This window comes from Allobosea sp. GW821-FHT09G06 (assembly GCF_059416005.1).
The window spans coordinates 335,689-353,131 of sequence record NZ_JBWKOI010000003.1; the positions used below are offsets into that span (position 1 = coordinate 335,689).

The 17,443-nt window shown below is 65.3% G+C and carries 19 protein-coding genes; 12 read left to right on the plus strand and 7 right to left on the minus strand.

Translation table 11 applies throughout. From position 1 onward, the window contains the following. Positions 1-9: 9 nt before the first annotated feature. A complete protein-coding gene (locus tag AC07NY_RS17800) occupies positions 10-315 on the plus strand; it encodes a hypothetical protein (protein ID WP_494584945.1) in 306 nt (101 codons plus the stop codon). Positions 316-375: 60 nt separating this feature from the next. Here the strand turns inward: AC07NY_RS17800 and ade are convergent, their stop codons facing one another. Then, on the minus strand, positions 376-2,076 hold the full coding sequence (gene ade / locus AC07NY_RS17805; protein ID WP_494584946.1) for an adenine deaminase: 1,701 nt from the start codon (positions 2,074-2,076) through the stop codon (positions 376-378). A 122-nt stretch (positions 2,077-2,198) separates the two neighbouring features. Here ade and AC07NY_RS17810 point away from each other — a divergent pair, with 122 nt between their 5' ends. The 4 genes from AC07NY_RS17810 (at position 2,199) to AC07NY_RS17825 (ending at position 5,237) form a co-directional block, all read left to right on the plus strand. Next, on the plus strand, positions 2,199-2,897 hold the full coding sequence (locus tag AC07NY_RS17810) for a metal-dependent hydrolase (protein WP_494584947.1): 699 nt from the start codon (positions 2,199-2,201) through the stop codon (positions 2,895-2,897). A gap of 113 nt (positions 2,898-3,010) precedes the next feature. Further along, entirely contained in the window at positions 3,011-3,298 is a 288-nt protein-coding gene (gene gatC, locus AC07NY_RS17815; RefSeq protein WP_492283628.1) for an Asp-tRNA(Asn)/Glu-tRNA(Gln) amidotransferase subunit GatC, read from the plus strand. 81 nt (positions 3,299-3,379) lie between these two features. Continuing rightward, positions 3,380-4,894 carry an Asp-tRNA(Asn)/Glu-tRNA(Gln) amidotransferase subunit GatA gene (gatA, locus tag AC07NY_RS17820; RefSeq protein WP_494584948.1) on the plus strand — a complete coding sequence of 505 codons (1,515 nt, stop codon included), beginning with the start codon at positions 3,380-3,382 and terminating at the stop codon, positions 4,892-4,894. Between the two features lie 136 nt (positions 4,895-5,030). Further along, entirely contained in the window at positions 5,031-5,237 is a 207-nt protein-coding gene (locus AC07NY_RS17825; protein WP_494584949.1) for a hypothetical protein, read from the plus strand. 130 nt (positions 5,238-5,367) lie between these two features. Here AC07NY_RS17825 and AC07NY_RS17830 read toward each other — a convergent pair whose 3' ends face one another. Next, complete coding sequence (locus AC07NY_RS17830; protein WP_494584950.1) at positions 5,368-8,556, minus strand: efflux RND transporter permease subunit; 3,189 nt, start codon at positions 8,554-8,556, stop codon at positions 5,368-5,370. A gap of 121 nt (positions 8,557-8,677) precedes the next feature. After that, the gene (locus AC07NY_RS17835) at positions 8,678-9,835 is read right to left on the minus strand and encodes an efflux RND transporter periplasmic adaptor subunit (RefSeq protein WP_492283624.1); all 1,158 of its coding nucleotides are present in this window, start codon (positions 9,833-9,835) and stop codon (positions 8,678-8,680) included. Between the two features lie 381 nt (positions 9,836-10,216). On the opposite strand from AC07NY_RS17835, the gene gatB reads away from it, so the two are divergent. The 4 genes from gatB to AC07NY_RS17855 all read left to right on the plus strand — a co-directional run bounded on the left by gatB (position 10,217) and on the right by AC07NY_RS17855 (position 13,557). Further along, positions 10,217-11,698, plus strand: a complete 1,482-nt coding sequence (gene gatB / locus AC07NY_RS17840; protein ID WP_494584951.1) for an Asp-tRNA(Asn)/Glu-tRNA(Gln) amidotransferase subunit GatB — start codon at positions 10,217-10,219, stop codon at positions 11,696-11,698. 4 nt (positions 11,699-11,702) lie between these two features. Then, positions 11,703-12,209: a GNAT family N-acetyltransferase gene (locus AC07NY_RS17845; protein WP_492283622.1), complete on the plus strand. Its 507-nt coding sequence runs from the start codon at positions 11,703-11,705 to the stop codon at positions 12,207-12,209. Between the two features lie 32 nt (positions 12,210-12,241). Then, a complete protein-coding gene (locus AC07NY_RS17850; RefSeq protein ID WP_494584952.1) occupies positions 12,242-12,730 on the plus strand; it encodes a GNAT family N-acetyltransferase in 489 nt (162 codons plus the stop codon). Positions 12,731-12,849: 119 nt separating this feature from the next. After that, a complete protein-coding gene (locus tag AC07NY_RS17855) occupies positions 12,850-13,557 on the plus strand; it encodes a glutathione S-transferase N-terminal domain-containing protein (RefSeq protein ID WP_494584953.1) in 708 nt (235 codons plus the stop codon). Positions 13,558-13,667: 110 nt separating this feature from the next. Here the strand turns inward: AC07NY_RS17855 and AC07NY_RS17860 are convergent, their stop codons facing one another. Then, positions 13,668-14,054 (minus strand): DUF2147 domain-containing protein, encoded by a 387-nt coding sequence (locus tag AC07NY_RS17860; RefSeq protein ID WP_494584954.1) that lies wholly within the window; start codon positions 14,052-14,054, stop codon positions 13,668-13,670. Positions 14,055-14,408: 354 nt separating this feature from the next. On the opposite strand from AC07NY_RS17860, the gene AC07NY_RS17865 reads away from it, so the two are divergent. Then, on the plus strand, positions 14,409-14,678 hold the full coding sequence (locus AC07NY_RS17865) for a hypothetical protein (RefSeq protein WP_336813213.1): 270 nt from the start codon (positions 14,409-14,411) through the stop codon (positions 14,676-14,678). A gap of 43 nt (positions 14,679-14,721) precedes the next feature. Here AC07NY_RS17865 and AC07NY_RS17870 read toward each other — a convergent pair whose 3' ends face one another. Next, on the minus strand, positions 14,722-14,856 hold the full coding sequence (locus AC07NY_RS17870) for a hypothetical protein (RefSeq protein ID WP_492283618.1): 135 nt from the start codon (positions 14,854-14,856) through the stop codon (positions 14,722-14,724). 164 nt (positions 14,857-15,020) lie between these two features. On the opposite strand from AC07NY_RS17870, the gene ndk reads away from it, so the two are divergent. After that, the gene (gene ndk, locus AC07NY_RS17875; RefSeq protein WP_257731749.1) at positions 15,021-15,443 is read left to right on the plus strand and encodes a nucleoside-diphosphate kinase; all 423 of its coding nucleotides are present in this window, start codon (positions 15,021-15,023) and stop codon (positions 15,441-15,443) included. Between the two features lie 110 nt (positions 15,444-15,553). On the opposite strand, the gene AC07NY_RS17880 is transcribed toward ndk, so the two are convergent. Together AC07NY_RS17880 and AC07NY_RS17885 are read right to left on the minus strand one after the other, a co-directional pair. Further along, positions 15,554-16,396, minus strand: coding sequence for a MipA/OmpV family protein (locus AC07NY_RS17880; protein ID WP_492283617.1), 843 nt, complete (start codon positions 16,394-16,396; stop codon positions 15,554-15,556). A gap of 125 nt (positions 16,397-16,521) precedes the next feature. Beyond that, positions 16,522-16,689, minus strand: a complete 168-nt coding sequence (locus AC07NY_RS17885) for a hypothetical protein (protein WP_494584955.1) — start codon at positions 16,687-16,689, stop codon at positions 16,522-16,524. A gap of 385 nt (positions 16,690-17,074) precedes the next feature. On the opposite strand from AC07NY_RS17885, the gene AC07NY_RS17890 reads away from it, so the two are divergent. Next, positions 17,075-17,422 carry a hypothetical protein gene (locus AC07NY_RS17890; protein ID WP_494584956.1) on the plus strand — a complete coding sequence of 116 codons (348 nt, stop codon included), beginning with the start codon at positions 17,075-17,077 and terminating at the stop codon, positions 17,420-17,422. The last annotated feature ends 21 nt before the right edge of the window (positions 17,423-17,443 follow it).

A 17,443-nucleotide genomic window follows, 5' to 3' on the forward strand; every position in this document is an offset into this window, starting at 1 on the left:
GTAATTGGATTGGCATTGCAAGACGCCTCGGCTGGTCAAATTTGCATTGAACCCTCTGACACGAGGTTCCGTGACAGAACAGGTTACGATCTCCAGTTTTACTTAGGTGTCGAACTTGCTTCGCCCATCGACCTCGAAAAACTGAGATACCGACGCTTCCAAGCCAACTTCCTTATCAACGACCGTCACCATCCATTTTTTGTCTTCGTGCATAGCTCCATATCGGTGGAACTTGAAAAGTGGGACGATCGAGAGAAACTTCCAGAGGACGACGCTTACGTGAAGATCGCTCTTGAGGGCACCGAAGGGTTTTGAGCTAAGAGCCGTCTCGACAGGGGAGTATCCGCGAGCGGCGTTGATAGGGTGCCCCTCGACTCATACGAAATCGAAGCGATCGACATCGACCAGCCCCTTGTCGGTGATCTTGAGATGCGGGATCACCGGCAGGGTCAGGAAGGCGACCTGCAGGAAGGGCTCGGCCAGTACGACGCCGAGCGCCTTCGCCGCAGCGCGCAAGCCTTCAAGATCGTGCCGCACCGCCTCGAAAGGCTGTTCGCTCATCAGCCCGGCGACCGGCAACGCCAGTTCCGCCGTGACCGTGCCGCCGTCGGCCACGGCGAAGCCGCCGCCGATCGCGATCAATCGATTGGCGGCAGCCGCCATCGAGGCCTCGTCCACCCCGACGACACAGAGATTATGGCTGTCATGCCCGACCGAGGAGGCGATGGCGCCGTGCTTCATGCCGAAGCCATGGACGAAGCCGCCAGCGATACCGCCGTTCCTGCCGTGGCGCTCGATCACGGTGACCTTGATCGCATCCTGCGCGAGATCGGGCAGGGCCTCGCCATCGCGTGAGGGAAGAGTCATCGCCAGCCGCTCGGTGATGATCCGCCCCGGCACCACGCCGATCACCGGCGTCTCGCCGTCGCGGGCCTTCACCGAGAAATCGGCGGGAGCGAGCTTGCGGCTCTTCACGCTGCCGAGCCCGACCGGCGCGACCGTTGCCCGATCCGCGAACAGCGCCTCCTCGACCAGCCGGCCCCCGGTCAGAACCTGCTTCACCGAGCAGGCGGCAAGGTCCTCGACCAGCACGATATCGGCGCGCTTGCCCGGCCCGATGAAGCCGCGGTCGAACAAACCGAAATTCCGCGCCGCCGAAAGCGAGGCGATGCGATAGGTCGCGAGCACATCCGCACCCTCGGCGATGGCGGTGCGGATCATGTAGTCGAGATGGCCTTCCTCGCCGATATCGAGCGGATTGCGATCGTCGGTGCAGAAGGCGAGGAAGGGCGAGGTGTCGCGCGAGATCAGCGGGATCAGTTGATGCAGGTCCTTCGAGACCGAGCCCTCGCGGATCAGGATCGCCATGCCCTTGGCGAGCTTTTCGCGAGCTTCGTCGGCTGTGGTCGTCTCGTGATCGGTGCGGATGCCGGCGGCGAGATAGGCGTTGAGGTCCAGGCCGCGCACCAGCGGCGCGTGCCCGTCGATATGGCGATGCGAAAAGGCTTCGAGCTTGGCGAGGCAGCCGGGATCGCGATGAATCACGCCGGGGAAGTTCATGAATTCGGCGAGCCCGATCACTTTAGGATGATCCATCATTGGCGTCAGGTCGCTGGCCTCCAGCGCGGCGCCCGCCGTCTCCAGATGCGTCGCCGGTACGCAGCTTGAGAGATTGACGCGCAGGTCCATCCGCATCGCCTCGGCGCAGGCGAGGAAATAGCGAATGCCCTCGACGCCGAGCACGTTCGAGATCTCGTGCGGATCGCAGATCGCGGTCGTCACGCCATGCGGCAGCACGCAGCGCTCGAATTCGAGCGGCGTCACCAGCGAGGATTCGATGTGCAGATGCGTGTCGATGAAGCCGGGCACGGCGATCAGGCCCTTCGCATCGATGACGCGCTTGCCTTCATAGGTCCCATAGGTCCCGACGATGGTATCGCCGCAGATCGCGATATCGCTCTCGACCAGCGCGCCGGTGACGAGGTCGAGGAGCTTGGCGCCCTTGATGACGAGGTCGGCCGGCTCGTCGCCATGCCCCTGGGCGATCCGGCGGGCGAGAGTGGCGGCGTCGGTCATGGGGCGATTCCGTTGTGTCGACATGGCGCCAGCCTGCCTCTCTCTGCCTGTAATGTCGACTTGGTCGGCAGGCCGGATCGGCCTAGATAGGGGCCGGCATTTCGAAAGCCCGGAGCCTTCGCATGAAACTCACTTGGTACGGCCATTCCGCTTTCCGCGTCGATCTCGACGGCGCCGCCATCCTGATCGACCCGTTCTTCACCGGGAACCCGGCCTTCGAAGGCGATGTCGCGGCGATCTCCAAGGGCGTCAGCCATATCGTCGTCACCCACGGCCATGGCGATCATGTCGGCGACACGCTCGACATCGCCAACAAGACCGGCGCGATCGTCATCACGAACTATGACCTCGCCATGCATCTGGCCTCGCAGGGCCTGAAGAACTTCAGCCCGATGAACACCGGCGGTACGGTCGATCTCGGCCCGTTCAGCGTGACGCTGGTCCGCGCCGATCATTCGGCCGGTATGGGCGAGGGCGGCGTCAACGTCCCCGTCGGCAACGCCAATGGCGCGATCATCAAGGCCAAGGGCGAGAAGACGCTCTGGCACATGGGCGATACCGACATCTTCTCGGACATGGCGCTGCTCAGCGAGATCCATGGCGTCGAGGCCTGCATCTGTCCGATCGGCGACCGTTTCACCATGGGCGGCAAGGTCGCCGCGCTCGCGATGACGAGCTTCGTCAAGCCGAAGGTGGCGATTCCCGCGCATTACGGCACCTTCCCGATCATCGACCAGAACGCCGACGCCTTCGTCGCCGGCATGCAGGGCAGCGGCATCGAGGTCGTCCTGCCGAAGAAGGGCGAGGCTTTCGCGGTCTGAGCCGGGAAACCGGCTTGATCGATCAATGCTGATTTACCTTTGCCCGTTCGCCGCGCTATAGCGCGGCGAACCGTTTTCCGGCGCGCGATCCGCGCCCTGTCCAGGAGCCCGCCATGTCGGTCGATCTCGCCACCGTCAAACGCGTCGCGCATCTCGCGCGCATCGCCGTGCCGGAGGCTGATCTGGCCAAGCTGCAAGGCGAGCTCAACGCCATTCTCGGCTTCGTCGAGCAGCTCAACGAGGTCGATGTCGACGGCGTCGAGCCGATGACCTCGGTGACGCCGATGGCGATCAAGCAGCGCGAGGACATCGTGAACGATGGCGAGATCGCCAGCGCGATCGTCGCCAACGCGCCCATCTCCGAGGACAATTATTTCATGGTGCCGAAGGTGATCGAGTAAGCGCGCGGCGCGCTCCTTCGATCATCCCGGATGTGCCTTGCGATCCGGCCTTTGCGACCAGATAAATTCCGGAACTCTCCCGTGACCGATCTCACCCGCCTGACGCTGACCGAGGCCCGCGACGGCCTGAAAGCCAAGACCTTCTCCGCGACCGAGCTGACGAAGGCGCATATCGCCGCCGTCGAAAAGGCCCGCGCCCTCAACGCCTATGTGCTGGAAACCCCCGAGCACGCGCTGAAGCAGGCCGCAGCCTCTGACGCGAAGCTCGCCAAGGGCGAGGCCGGCCCGCTCGAAGGCCTGCCGCTCGGCATCAAGGACCTGTTCGCGACCAACGGCGTGCGCACCACCGCCTGCTCGAACATCCTCGGCAATTTCGTGCCGGCCTATGAATCGACCGTGACCAGCCAGCTCTGGCGTGATGGCGCCGTGATGCTGGGCAAGCTCAACAACGACGAATTCGCCATGGGCTCCTCGAACGAGACCTCGGCTTTCGGCAATGTCGTGAACCCCTGGCGCCGCAAGGGCTCCAACGTGGGCGCGGGGCAGGGCGGTTCCGTCGAAGGCAATCATCTCGTTCCCGGTGGCTCGTCGGGTGGTTCCGCCTCGGCCGTCGCCGCCGATCTCTGCCTCGCGGCGACCGCGACCGATACCGGCGGCTCGATCCGCCAGCCGGCCGCCTTCACCGGCACGGTCGGCATCAAGCCGACCTATGGCCGCTGCTCGCGCTGGGGCACGGTCGCCTTCGCCTCCTCGCTCGACCAGGCCGGCCCGATCGCCAAGACCGTGCGCGACGCGGCCGTGATGCTGCGCTCGATGTCCGGCCACGACCCGAAGGACACCACGTCCGTCGACATGGCGGTGCCGGATTACGAGGCGGCCGTCGGCCGCTCGGTGAAGGGCATGAAGATCGGCATTCCCCGCGAATACCGTCTCGACGGGCTCAACGCCGAGATCGACGCGCTCTGGCAGCAGGGCATCGCCTGGCTCAAGGCGGCCGGCGCCGAGATCGTCGAGATCTCGCTGCCGCACACCAAATATGCCCTGCCGGCTTATTACATCGTCGCACCGGCCGAGGCCTCCTCGAACCTCGCCCGCTATGACGGCGTCCGCTACGGCCTGCGCGAGCAGGGCAGGGACATCGTTGAGATGTACGAGAAGACCCGCGCTGCCGGCTTCGGCGCCGAGGTCAAGCGTCGCATCATGATCGGCACCTACGTGCTCTCGGCCGGCTATTACGACGCCTATTACGTCCGCGCCCAGAAGATCCGCACGCTGATCAAGCGCGATTTCGAGACGGTCTATGCCCAGGGCATCGATGCGGTCCTGACCCCCGCGACGCCGTCCGCCGCCTTCGGCATCGGCGAGAAGGGCTCGGCGGATCCGGTCGAGATGTATCTCAACGACGTCTTCACGGTGACCGTGAACATGGCCGGCCTGCCGGGGATCGCCGTTCCCGCCGGCCTCGATGCGCAGGGCCTGCCGCTGGGCCTCCAGCTCATCGGCCGCCCCTTCGACGAGGAGACGCTGTTCTCGCTCGGTGAGGTCATCGAGCAGGCTGCCGGCCGCTTCCCCGTCTCCGAGCGCTGGTGGGGCTGAGGCGGCTTCGGTCGCTTTGGGCTGATTTGCGGAAGCATGTTCTCGATCCCGGGGCTATCGGCGAAGCTGAGCAGGCCCGGGATGGCATCCGCGACGCCTCGTCGTTAGGCTGGCCGCTTCTTTCGAGGAGAGGGCGATGATCTTCAGCCGCGCCATGGCCTATGCCTGCCTGATGGTGCTGGCCGGCATTCTGGCGCTCGTGGCCGCGCTGATGATCCTGCTGACCATCGTGCAGATGGCGCGCGGTGAGGTCGTTATCGATCTCGGCGCCAGGGTGATCGGCACCATCATCGTGGCCGGTCTCGCGTTGCTTTGCCGGTGGGTGGCCCTGCGCCTGATCTGAGACACGCTCAAACGGCGAACTTGATGGATGGCGAACGAAAAAGGGGCCGCAGCGGTGCGGCCCCTTTTTTGATGTTGGCTATCTCGCGCGCTCCGGGGACTGCGCTGGCACTCCCCGGTCGACAGCAGTGTCAGTGCGCCGCGGTCGCTTGCGCAGTCGCCTTGCGCTTGTTCCCGCGCAGGTCCGCCAGCCAGCGCACCATCACGTAGAACACCGGGGTGAAGATCAGGCCGAAGATCGTCACGCCCAGCATGCCTGAGAACACCGCGATGCCCATCGCCTGGCGCATCTCGGCGCCGGCACCGACCGAGACCGTCAGCGGCAGCACGCCCAGGATGAAGGCCATCGAGGTCATCAGGATCGGCCGCAGGCGGGTGCGGGCGGCGGCGATCGCCGCGTCGCGGCGGTTCATGCCTTCGTCCTCGGCCTGCTTGGCGAACTCGACGATCAGGATCGCGTTCTTCGCAGCGAGGCCAACAAGCACCACCAGGCCGATATCGACCAGGATATTGCGGTCGAGCCCGGCATAGTTCACCCCGAACATCGCCGCCAGGATACACATCGGCACGATCAGGATGACCGAGAGCGGCAGGAGCCAGCTCTCGTAGAGTGCGGCCAGCAGCAGGAAGACGAACACCACCGCGAGGCCGAAGGCGATGACCGCGGTATTGCCCGCGAGCTTCTCCTGCAGCGCGATCTCGGTCCATTCGAAGCCGAAGCCGGCCGGCAGCCGCTCGGCCGCGATCTTCTCGACCGCCGCGATGCCCTGTCCGGTCGAGTAGCCATGCGCCATCGAGAGCTGCACTTCGGCTGCCGGATAGAGGTTGTAGCGCGGCACGCGATAGGCGCCGGTCGTGTCGTGGAACGACGCGATCGAGCCGATCGGCACCATCTCGCCATCCGCGTTGCGGGTCTTGAGATTGGCGACGTCGCGGGTGGTCAGGCGGAACGGGTTATCCGCCTGCGCGGTGACGCGATAGGTCCGGCCCAGCAGGTTGAAGTCGTTGATATAGGCCGAGCCCATATAGACCGACAGCGTCTCGAAGATGCGCGTGATCGGCACGCCGAGCATCTCCGCCTTGGTGCGGTCGATATCGGCATAGATCTGCGGCGTCTTGGTCGAGAACAGCGTGAAGGGCTGCTGGATACCCTGGACCTGCCCGGCTGAGCCGGCGACGATCCAGGCCGCGCCTTCCAGCGCCGCAAGCCCGCGTCCGCCGCGATCCTGCACATAGCCCTTCAGGCCGCCGCCGGTGCCGATGCCGGGAATCGCCGGCGGCTCGATGACGAGCGTGAAGGCCTCGGGGATCGTGAACATCTGCTGGCGCAGGTCGTTGAGGATGCCGGCCGTGGTCAGGCCTTCCTTCTCGCGGTCCTTGAACGGCGAGAGCGTCACGAAGGCGACGCCGGCATTCGGCGCGATCGTGAAGGTCGCGCCGTCGAGGCCGGCGAAGGCGACGGTATGGGCGACGCCCGGCCGCGACTGCAGCAACTCGTTGGCCTTGCGCAGCACGGCATCGGTGCGCTGCAGCGAGGCACCGGGCGGCAGCTGCATCGCGACGATGAAGTAGCCGCGGTCGAGCTGCGGCACGAGGCCGGTCGGCGTCCTGCGGATGTCCCAGACGGTGGCCGCGATCAGGCCGGAATAGACGATCAGCAGGATCACCGCGATGCGGATGAGCCGCGAGGTGACGCGCCCATAGGTGCGCGACAGCCAGTCGAAGCCGGCGTTGAAATAGTGGAAGAACCAGCGCAGCGGCGCGCCCAGCTTGTAGAGGAAGCCGTGCTTCTCGTGCTCGTCATGCTTCTTGTGCGGCCTGAGCAGCACGGCCGACATCGCCGGCGAGAGCGTCAGCGAGACGAAGCAGGAGATCGCCGTCGAGGCTGCGATCGTCACCGCGAACTGCTGGTAGAAGGTGCCCTGCAGGCCGCTGATGAAGGCGGTCGGGATGAACACCGCGCAAAGCACGAGCGCGATCGCCAGCAGCGCGCCGCCGACCTCGTCCATGGTCTTGTGCGCGGCTTCCTTGGGCGAGAGGCCCTCGGCAAGATAGCGCTCGACGTTCTCCACCACGACGATCGCGTCGTCGACGACGATGCCGATGGCGAGAACCAGCGCCAGGAGCGAGATCGTGTTGAAGGAGATGCCGACCGCGCTCATCACCAGGAAGGTGCCGACCAGCGAGACCGGGATCGCGACGATCGGGATGATCGCGGCTCGCCAGGTCTGCAGGAACAGGATCACCACGATCACGACGAGCAGGACCGCTTCGAGCAGCGTCCGCACGACCGCGTCGACGGACTCGCCGATGAACTCGGTCGGGTTGTAGATGATGCGGTGCTCGAGCCCGACCGGGAACTGCCTGGCCATCTCGCCCATCGTCGCGACCAGCTTGTCGGAGGTCGCGAGCGCGTTCGAGCCCGGGCGCTGGAAGACGCCGATGGCGACGGTGTTCCGGTTATCGAGATAGGCGTTGGTGGTATAGTCCTGCGAGCCGAGCTCGACGCGGGCGATGTCGCGCACGCGGATCGTGCCGCCATCGGCATCGGCGCGCACGACGATGTTCTCGAACTCGGAGACGTCGGTCAGGCGGCCGAGCGTGTTGACCGAGAACTGGAAGGCCTCGTCGGACTTTGCCGGCGGCTGGTTCAGCGCACCGGCCGCGACCTGCACGTTGGCAGCCCTGAGCGCGAGGACGACGTCGCCCGCCGTCAGGTTACGCGCCGAGACCTTGGCCGGGTCGAGCCAGATCCGCATCGAGAAGTCGCGCGCACCGAAGACCTGCACGTCGCCGACGCCGTCGACGCGGGTCAGCACGTCCTTCACGTAGAGCGAGGCGTAATTCGAGATGTACTGCGCGTCGCGCGACCCGTCCGGCGAGATCATGTTGATGACCATCAGGAAGTCCGGCGAGGCCTTGCGGACCTGGATGCCGAGCGCACGCACGTCCTGCGGCAGGCGCGCTTCGGCCTGCGAGACGCGGTTCTGCACCAGCACCTGCGCCTGGTCGACATCGACGCCGGCCTTGAAGACGACGTTGATCGTCACCCGCCCGTCACCGGTCGACTGCGAGGTGATGTAGAGCATGTCGTCGACGCCGTTCACCTCCTGCTCGATCGGCGTCGCCACGGTGGCGGCGACGACCTCGGCCGAGGCGCCGGGATAGGTGGCGGTGATCGAAACCGTCGGCGGGGCGATTTCGGGATATTCCGAGATCGGCAGCGAGCGCTGCGCGATGGCGCCGGCGATCGTCAGCAGCACCGAGAGAACGGTGGCGAAGATCGGCCGGTCGATGAAGAAATGGGCGAAGCGGAACATGGGTATGTCCTGGCCGGAATAAGGCGGGCGGGCGCCCGTTGGCGCCCGTGTTTCAGTGCCGGGCCAGGCATGGCCCGAGAGGCGGGCACCGGCTTTCGCGGAAAGCCGGTGTGGCAGGCGCTCAGTTCGTCGTCGCGACCTTGATCTCGCCCGGCTGCGGCGTCACCGGCACGCCCGGACGGACCATCGGATTGGCATTGCCGCCGATGATCACCTTGTCCTGCGCCGTGAGACCGGAGCGGATCACCCGCAGGCCGTCGCTGAGCGGCCCGAGCACGACCGGCTTCGGCACGACCTTGTTCTCCGGGCCGACCGTGAGCACGATCTTGTTGGCCTGATCCGAGGCGATGACCGTGTCCGGCACGAGCAGCGCATCGGCTTCACCGGCGAAGAAGCGCAGGCGGCCGAACACGCCGGGCGTCAGGAACTGGTCCTTGTTCTCGAACACGGCGCGGCCGCGGATCGTCGCGGAACGGGCGTTCAAGGCGTTGTCGATGAAGTTCACCTGTCCGCGGCGGCCCCATTTGGGCTCGTCGGAGAGGCGCACCTCGACGACCGTGCCCGCATCCTTGCTGCCGGTGCCCTCGCGCGGATTGCTCATGCGGGCATAGCGCAGGTAGTCGGCCTCCGAGACGTCGAAGGTGAAGTAGATCGGCGAGACCGCGACGATGGTCGTCAGCAGCGAGGCGCCCGACTGGCCACCGGCGATCAGGTTGCCCGGGTCGACGCGGCGGTTCGAGATGCGGCCGGCAAGCGGCGCGCGCACCTCGGTCCATTCGAGGTTGAGCTCGGCATTCTTCAGGTTCGCCTCGGCGCCCTGCAGCGAACCGACCGCGCTGTTCAGGTTGGCGCGGCGCTGGTCGACGTCGCGCGCCGTGATGGTGCGGTTCTGCGTCAGGCCCTCGGCACGCTCGACCTCGTTCTGGGCGAGCTCGACCTGGGCCTTGGCGCGGGCGACCTCGGCGCGGGTCACGTCGACGGCCAGTTTGTAAGGCCGCTGATCGATGGTAAAGAGCAGGTCGCCCTTCTGGACGAGCGAGCCGTCGCGGAAATGCACACTCTCGATGAAGCCGGAGACGCGGGCGCGCACATCGACCTGTTCGCTGGCCTCGAAGCGGCCGGTGAACTCGTCCCAGTTGGTGATGCGCTTGGCGAGCGGGGTGGCGACCTGCACCGGAGGAGCCGGCGGGGCTCCCTGCGCGGCAGCGTCGAAAGCCGTCAGGGCAGTCGACGAGAAGGCGGCGGTGAGCACCAGACCGATGAAACGGCTGCGTGACATGACGGAACTCCGGGTAACGAGCCGGCACAACCAATGGGGGTTTCCGGCATTTTGCGCAAGAAGGGTTGGCGAGTGACGAATGTCAAGAACCATCACCCGTCAAATCGCGCGATATTGCGCCACATTGGCCACATTCCCGCCATCTGGTTGCAGGAGCGCAACGCGACGGGATGTCTCGGGGGCTTGCGAAGGTCGCTTCGGCGCAACGGAAGCTTGCCGCCCGCCCGCCGACATCGTAACGCGTAGGCGACTAGAGCACGCGCCGATCAGATTGCGTTGCAATCCGATCGGGTCACGCGTCCTCTACTATAACTTAGAGACGGATTCACCGATCAGGTTTCCACCTGATCGGATCCGGCTCTAGCAGCCGGAAGAGTCCAGATGAACGCGCATGCCCGCCCCGCCGACCCGAAGAAGCTGATCAAGGGCGCGACCGGCGATTGGGAGATCGTGATCGGCATGGAGATCCATGCGCAGGTCACCTCCAATGCCAAGCTGTTCTCCGGCGCCTCGACCGGCTTCGGTGCCGAGCCGAACGAGCATGTCAGCCTCGTCGACGCCGCCATGCCGGGCATGCTGCCGGTGATCAATGCCGAATGCGTCAGGCAGGCGGTGCGTACCGGCCTCGGCCTCAACGCGCAGATCAACAACCGCTCGGTCTTCGATCGCAAGAACTACTTCTATCCGGACCTGCCGCAGGGCTACCAGATCAGCCAGTACAAGAGCCCGATCGTGGGCGAGGGCGAGATCGTCGTCGATCTCTCGCCGACCGAGCAGATCACGGTTGGCATCGAGCGGCTGCATCTGGAGCAGGATGCCGGCAAGTCGATCCACGACCAGCATCCGACCATGAGCTTCGTCGATCTCAATCGTTCGGGCGTCGCGCTGATGGAGATCGTCTCCAAGCCGGACCTGCGCTCGGCCGACGAGGCGAAGGCCTATGTCTCGAAGCTGCGCACCATCCTGCGCTATCTCGGCACCTGCGACGGCGACATGGAGAAGGGCAATCTCCGCGCCGACGTGAACGTCTCCGTCCGCAAGCCGGGCGATGCGCTGGGCACGCGCTGCGAAATCAAGAACGTCAACTCGATCCGCTTCATCGGCCAGGCGGTCGAGACCGAGGCGCGCCGCCAGATCGGCATCATCGAGGATGGCGGCACGATCGACCAGGAGACCCGCCTCTACGATCCCGGCAAGGGCGAGACGCGCTCGATGCGTTCGAAGGAAGAAGCGCATGACTACCGCTACTTCCCGGACCCGGACCTGCTGCCGCTCGAATTCGACGATGCCTTCGTCGAGAACCTGAAGGGCGCGCTGCCGGAATTGCCGGACGCCAAGAAGGCCCGCTTTATCGCGACCTACGGGCTCTCGCCCTATGACGCCTCGGTGCTGGTCGCCGAGCGCGATCAGGCCGACTATTTCGAGGAAGTGGCCAAGGGGCGTGACGGCAAGGCCGCCGCCAACTGGGTGATCAACGAGCTCTTCGGCCGCCTTAACAAGGAGGGCAAGGACGTCACCGCTTCGCCGGTCTCGGCCAAGCAGCTCGGCGGCCTCGTCGACCTGATCGGTGAAGGCGTGATCTCCGGCCGCATCGCCAAGGACTTGTTCGAGATCCTCTGGACCGAGGGCGGTGATCCCCGCGAGATCGTCGAGGCCCGCGGCATGAAGCAGGTCACCGACACCGGCGCCATCGAAAAGGCCGTGGACGAACTGATTGCCGCCAATCCCGACAAGGTCGAGCAGGTCAAGGCCAAGCCGACCATGCTGGGCTGGTTCGTCGGCCAGGCGATGAAGGCCTCGGGCGGCAAGGCCAACCCCCAGGCGCTGAACGAGATCCTTAAAGCAAAGCTCGGCATCGAGTGATCATGTGACGCCAGCCGACCTCGTCATCCGCGACGCCGAAGCCGCCGATCTCCCGGCGGTCAGGGCGCTTTTGGTCGAGACCTGGCACGCCACCTATGACGGGATCTATGGCTGGCAGCGCGTCGCCGAGATCACCAATGCCTGGCACTCCCTGGAGAACCTGAAGGCGCAGCTCGGCCGCGACGAGGGCGTGTTCCTCGTCGCGATGGTCGGCGAGGAGATCGTCGCCACGGCCTCCGCCCGGCAGGAGCGCGACGGCGCGGCTCTGCTGACACGGCTCTATGTCCTGCCGACCCGGCAGGGCGTCGGCATCGGGCGCACCTTGCTGCAAGTGGCGCTGGCTTGCTTTCCGGACGCGCCGGTGGCGCGGCTCGAGGTCGAGAGCCAGAACGAGCCGGCCATCACCTTCTACGAGCGCATGGGCTTCTTCCTGCAACGGCAGGCGCGCTTCGACGGGCGCGACGACACGCCTAACACGCTCCTGATGGCGAAGCGGCTGTTCGTCGTATGAAGCAGCAGGCAATCAGCGGACGAGACGGGCCTATGACGAAAACCGAAGCTTCCGAGATCAGCATGCGCGAGGCGGTCAGGGCCGATGTACCGCGCGTCGCGGAACTCATCATGCATGGCGCGTCAGTACAGAAGCGCACTCCCGAGCAGATCGCGGACGAGGCGCAGGACCCGGTCTATCTCAAGGCCTTCGAGGCCGTCTCGGCCAATCCCTACAACTCGCTCTTCGTCGCCGAGCTGGAGGGCAGGGTGGTCGGCACCTACCAGATCACCGTCCTGCCGGGCATGGCCGAGCGTGGGCGCATCCGCGCCAAGATCGAGAGCGTCCATGTCGCGCCGGAAAGCCGGGGGCGGGGCATCGGTGCGATCATGATGCGCCACGCGATCGCCTTCGCGGCGGAGAAGGGCGTCGGCCTCGTCGAATTGACCTCGCACAAGGCCAGGCCCGAAGCACATCGCTTCTACTCCGGCCTCGGCTTCGTGCAGAGCCATGAGGGCTTCAAGATGGCGCTCGAGCCCTGAGCGCGCCCGCCGTCAGGGCATGGCGCGGTCGCGCCCAAAGCGCACCGCAACCTCTTCCGAGGCCTTCGCAAGCTTCCTAGGTTCGATGGCGAGGCCTCCCGCCTGAAAGGAAGTGACCGATGTCCGAAGCCCCCGCCAAGCCGATCGACCTCTACTACTGGCCGACGCCGAACGGCTTCAAGATCACCATCATGCTCGAAGAGCTCGGGCTGCCCTATGCGATCGTCCCGGTGAATATCGGCAAGGGCGATCAGTTCAAGCCGGATTTCCTGGCGATCTCCCCGAACAACCGCATGCCGGCGATCGTCGATCCCGACGGGCCGGGCGGCAAGCCGATCTCGGTCTTCGAGTCAGGCGCGATCCTGCAATATCTCGGCCGCAAGACCGGCCAGTTCTATCCCAAAGACGAGCGCGGCCGCGTCGAAGTCGACGAATGGCTGTTCTGGCAGATGGGTGGCTTCGGCCCGATGCTCGGCCAGACCCATCATTTCCGCCTCTATGCGCCCGAGCCCGTGCCCTACGCGATCGACCGCTATACCAACGAGGCCAACCGGCTCTACGGTGTGCTGAACAAGCGTCTCGAAGGCCGCGACTATATCTGCGGCGAGTACTCGATCGCCGACATGGCCTGCATCGGCTGGGCCCGCGGCTGGGAAAAGCAGGGCCAGGATCTCAAGCAATTCCCGAATGTCGCGCGCTGGCTGGAAACGATGCTGGCACGGCCCGCCGTGCAGCGCGGCATCAAGGTCGGTGAGGAGCTGCGCAACCCGGCCGGCATCAGCACGCCCGAGGAAAAAGCGATCCTCTTCGGCCAGAAGGCGCGGTGAGACAGGTCGTCATGCCCGGGCATGACCCGGGCATCTCTGGACGAGAGATCCTCGGGTCTGCGCTTCGCTTCGCCCGAGGATGACGTTTACCCGCGTACGGCGTGAGAACGTCAGTTCGACCGGTTCCACTTCACCGAGCGGCAGATCATCCCGCCCATGACGCAGCCGGCCGTGGTCAGCGTATTGCCCGAGAGCGACATCGTGCCCGAATAGGTCTTGCCGTCCTCCGGGTTGAAGGCGCTGCCGCTCCACTTGTTCGCGCCGTTCGGCTTCATGTCGTAGAAGATGCGCTGGCCGACCTTGGCCGGGCCTTTCTCGTCCTTGAGCCAGGACAGCGAGCCGCAGAGTGCGTCACCGCATTTGGTGAAGCGCACACGCGAGGCGCCCGTATCACGCTCCCAGGTGCCGACGACTTCCTGCGCCGCAGCAGTCGAGACGCTCGCCAGCAGCCCGAGCGCAGCGAAGGCCGCAAGCTTCGATCCGATTCCGTGATGCATCCGATCCTCCCGTGTTCGACCAGCTATGACTGCATGGTTCAGATGTGAACCATATCGCGGAATTCGCCGGCCTCCAAGCTGCCGCTACGGAAGAGGTTTCCGCTGCTTCCGCTGCGCAAGGTGAATCCATTCTCAATGGGCATGGATGTGACGTTAGATCAGGGTATTGAAATCGCTAATCTTTTCAGGATTCGGAGATGAATCCTTCGTTGATTTAACCCCTTGATGACGTCTCGTTGAGACTCGATTCATCGCGAAATTTAGGACGCATTTTATGGATCGAGCCCACTCTCGCATTCATCAGCCGGGGCCTTTGGACGGGTGGCCGGCACAACGACAAGAGGGTGGTTTGTCATGGCACGCATGGAGATGAGCGCTGTTCCCGCTTCGCTGGTGATCCCGGCGGAGGTGTCGGCGGAAGCCTATTATGAGCTCGGCCTGATGCACGCCTCGGGGCGCGCCGGAGCCGTCGATCTGGTCAAGGCGCAGATGTGGTTCAACGTCGCCTTCGCCCGTGGCTGTGCCCGCGCCGCGGCGCATCGCCAGGAACTGGCGCTCGAAATGAACCGCGACGAGATCGCTTCGGCGCTGCGCGAGGCCCGCGCTTTCCTGACGCGGCACTGAGCGCCACGTTCGGCAGTCTCGAGAATGGCGCCTGCTGCGCCGTTCAGAACGCCGCGATGCCGCCAGAGGGCGGGGGCTGGTTGCCCCTGCGGTCCCTGGTGATGGATTCCGACGTTACGAACAGGATCTGACACAGCAGCGTCAGGCAGCTGGCGAAGGCGAGAGCAATGAGCACCATGAAGCGGCTCCTTGTCGTCAACGCCTCATCCTAGCATGGAATTGATCTGCCGGCTCATGGATTCCTGGCATGGCGGCGCGGCTAGGGAGCCTTGTGGGGTACGAAGGCGGCAGCTATAAGCGCGCCGCATTTCCTTTTTCCGTACCCCTTCCAAGGATCGATCGATGGCTGTCCAGCGTACCTTCTCCATTCTCAAGCCCGATGCGACGAAGCGCAATCTCACCGGCGCGGTCAACGCGGTCATCGAGAAGGCTGGCCTGCGCATCGTCGCGCAGAAGCGCATCCAGATGACCAAGGCCCAGGCCGAGACCTTCTACGCCGTCCACTCGGCTCGTCCGTTCTTCGGCGAGCTCGTCGAGTTCATGACCTCCGGCCCGGTCGTCGTGCAGGTTCTGGAAGGCGAGGACGCCATCGCCAAGTACCGTGAAGTGATGGGCGCCACCAACCCGGCCAACGCTGCCGAGGGCACCGTCCGCAAGCTCTTCGCCCTCTCGGTCGGCGAGAACACCGTGCACGGCTCGGACGCTCCGGAGACGGCCGCGATCGAGATCGCCCAGTTCTTCTCGGGCAACGAGATCGTCGGCTGATCCCAGCCACTTGCTGAAAAGCAAAAAGGCGGGCCGGTATCCGGCCCGCCTTTTCTTTTGCGGCGCGCATATCGAGGCGAAGCCGGGCCTCGCCTTGACGGGGCTGGTCGTCAGAGCCCGAAGGAGTAGCTCGACCCCGTATCGAACGAGTAGCTCGCCGACAGGCCGAAGGTGAACGAATCGCGCGAGCCGAACGGCCTGACGATCGGGGAGCGCGTGGCGTCGCCGACGAGGCGCTTGTACTCGACATAGGCCGTGGTCTTGAGCTGGTCCGACCAGTGATAGGTAACCTGCGCCAGAGCACCATAGGTGTGGATGCCGGTATTGAAGCGCTGCAGCAGGCCGCCCGTTCCGGGCATGGCGCCGCTCGTGCCGAAATAGGTGCGGACATAGTCGGCGGAGGTGATCCGCATGCGCGGGCCGATGCCGAGCGTCCACTGGCCGATGGTCGAGAAGGCATCGAGCTTGAAGTCGGCGACGACGCCGTCATGCGCAGCGATGCCGCGGCGCAGGTCGACGCGGCCGCGCAGCCAGGAGGTCGGATAGAACTCGGCGAAGCCGCCGAGCTCGGCGCCGAACTTGGTGGCAGGCACCGCGACGAGGGCCGGATTGACCTTGGCCGAGCGCTTCCAGAGCAGGTCGCCCGAGAAGCCGATGCGCCAGCCCTGGCCGGAGAAGACGCCGATGCTGAGCATCGCGTCGTCCTCGGCGCTCCACCAGGTGCTCTTCAGGCCGCGGCCGAGCGAGATGATCGGACGGGCGCGGAAAACGTAATCGTCCGAGCCGGTATAGTCAGGCTGATAGCGCACGCCGGCACCCAGCGTGATGTACCAGTTCTGCGCCGACTGGGGCGAGGTCAGGGTCGAGTAGTCCCGCGACTGTGCCTGGGCATGGCCAGGCAGCGACAGGGCAAGGCAGGTCGAAAGACCGGCCAGATACGCAACGCAACGCATAATCCAGAACTCCGACGCTATGGCGTCTCCGATAGGCGATGCCTGCAATCTGGCGAACGAGATTTAATGCGCGGTTAAGGTTCCCATTTCGTTATTTTAAGGGATCCTGCGCATGTCGGCCGCCTCTAGTCCCCGCCCAGGATCGACCAGGCCGCCCAACCCAGGAAAACGATCCAGGCCGCCATCGTCACGGTGATGCCGCCCATGAGCAGCAGGCCGAGAGCCTTGTTGCCGTCTTTCTCCTTGGCGCGCGGCGGTTCGGAAACCGGTGGCTGCCGTTCGAGATCGTCCATCGTTTCGCACCGTGACCGTCTGGCAGCCGCAGCGACGCTGGACGCTGCGGTGGATCGTTGGAGTGAGGCTGGTCGCCACGGCCACGCCGCCCCGTCCCCAGGCTTGCGGCATTGACGGGTTCGCCTGCCGCGGCGGCAACCCCCAAATGGGTGCTGCTATACGGCTTGCTTGGGAGGGGAGTGCCTTGCGCGCCGGCTGGCACCGGGCGACTTGTCCGCCTAGCGTGCCCCCGCTGAAGCAGTGCCCATGAAATCGGCTGGCTGGACGCTGCCGGCCTCTTGACCTGCGGCCCGCTCTATGGCCATGCCGAAGCACGAGCTCGGCATCGTGGTCTTCGCTGCGCTCCGTTCTCGAAGGGCAGGCGGAATCATGAAGATGCGGCGGATGGGTGCGGTCGTTCTGGCCGGTGGATTGTCGATTCTGGCGAGCGTTTCGGCCTATGCCGCAAGCAGCTCGACGACCCTGCCGCCGCCGGACCCGACCGCGAAGAATCTCACCCCCTACATGATCCAGCTGCGCGCCTTCGACGCCTGCCTGGTCACGCAGTCGCAGCTCATGGGCACGACGCGCGAGGCTGTCCACACCCCGTGCAGCTGCTATGCCAAGGGCACGGTCGCCGCGATGACCAAGGACGAGATCCAGGCTTTCCGCGACACCGGCTATTTCAATGACACGGCTCGCCAGAAGGGCCTGCAGTTCATCGATCAGTGCAAGCTGAAGCGCCCGTTCTGAGCTGACAGGCGAGTCGAGGAG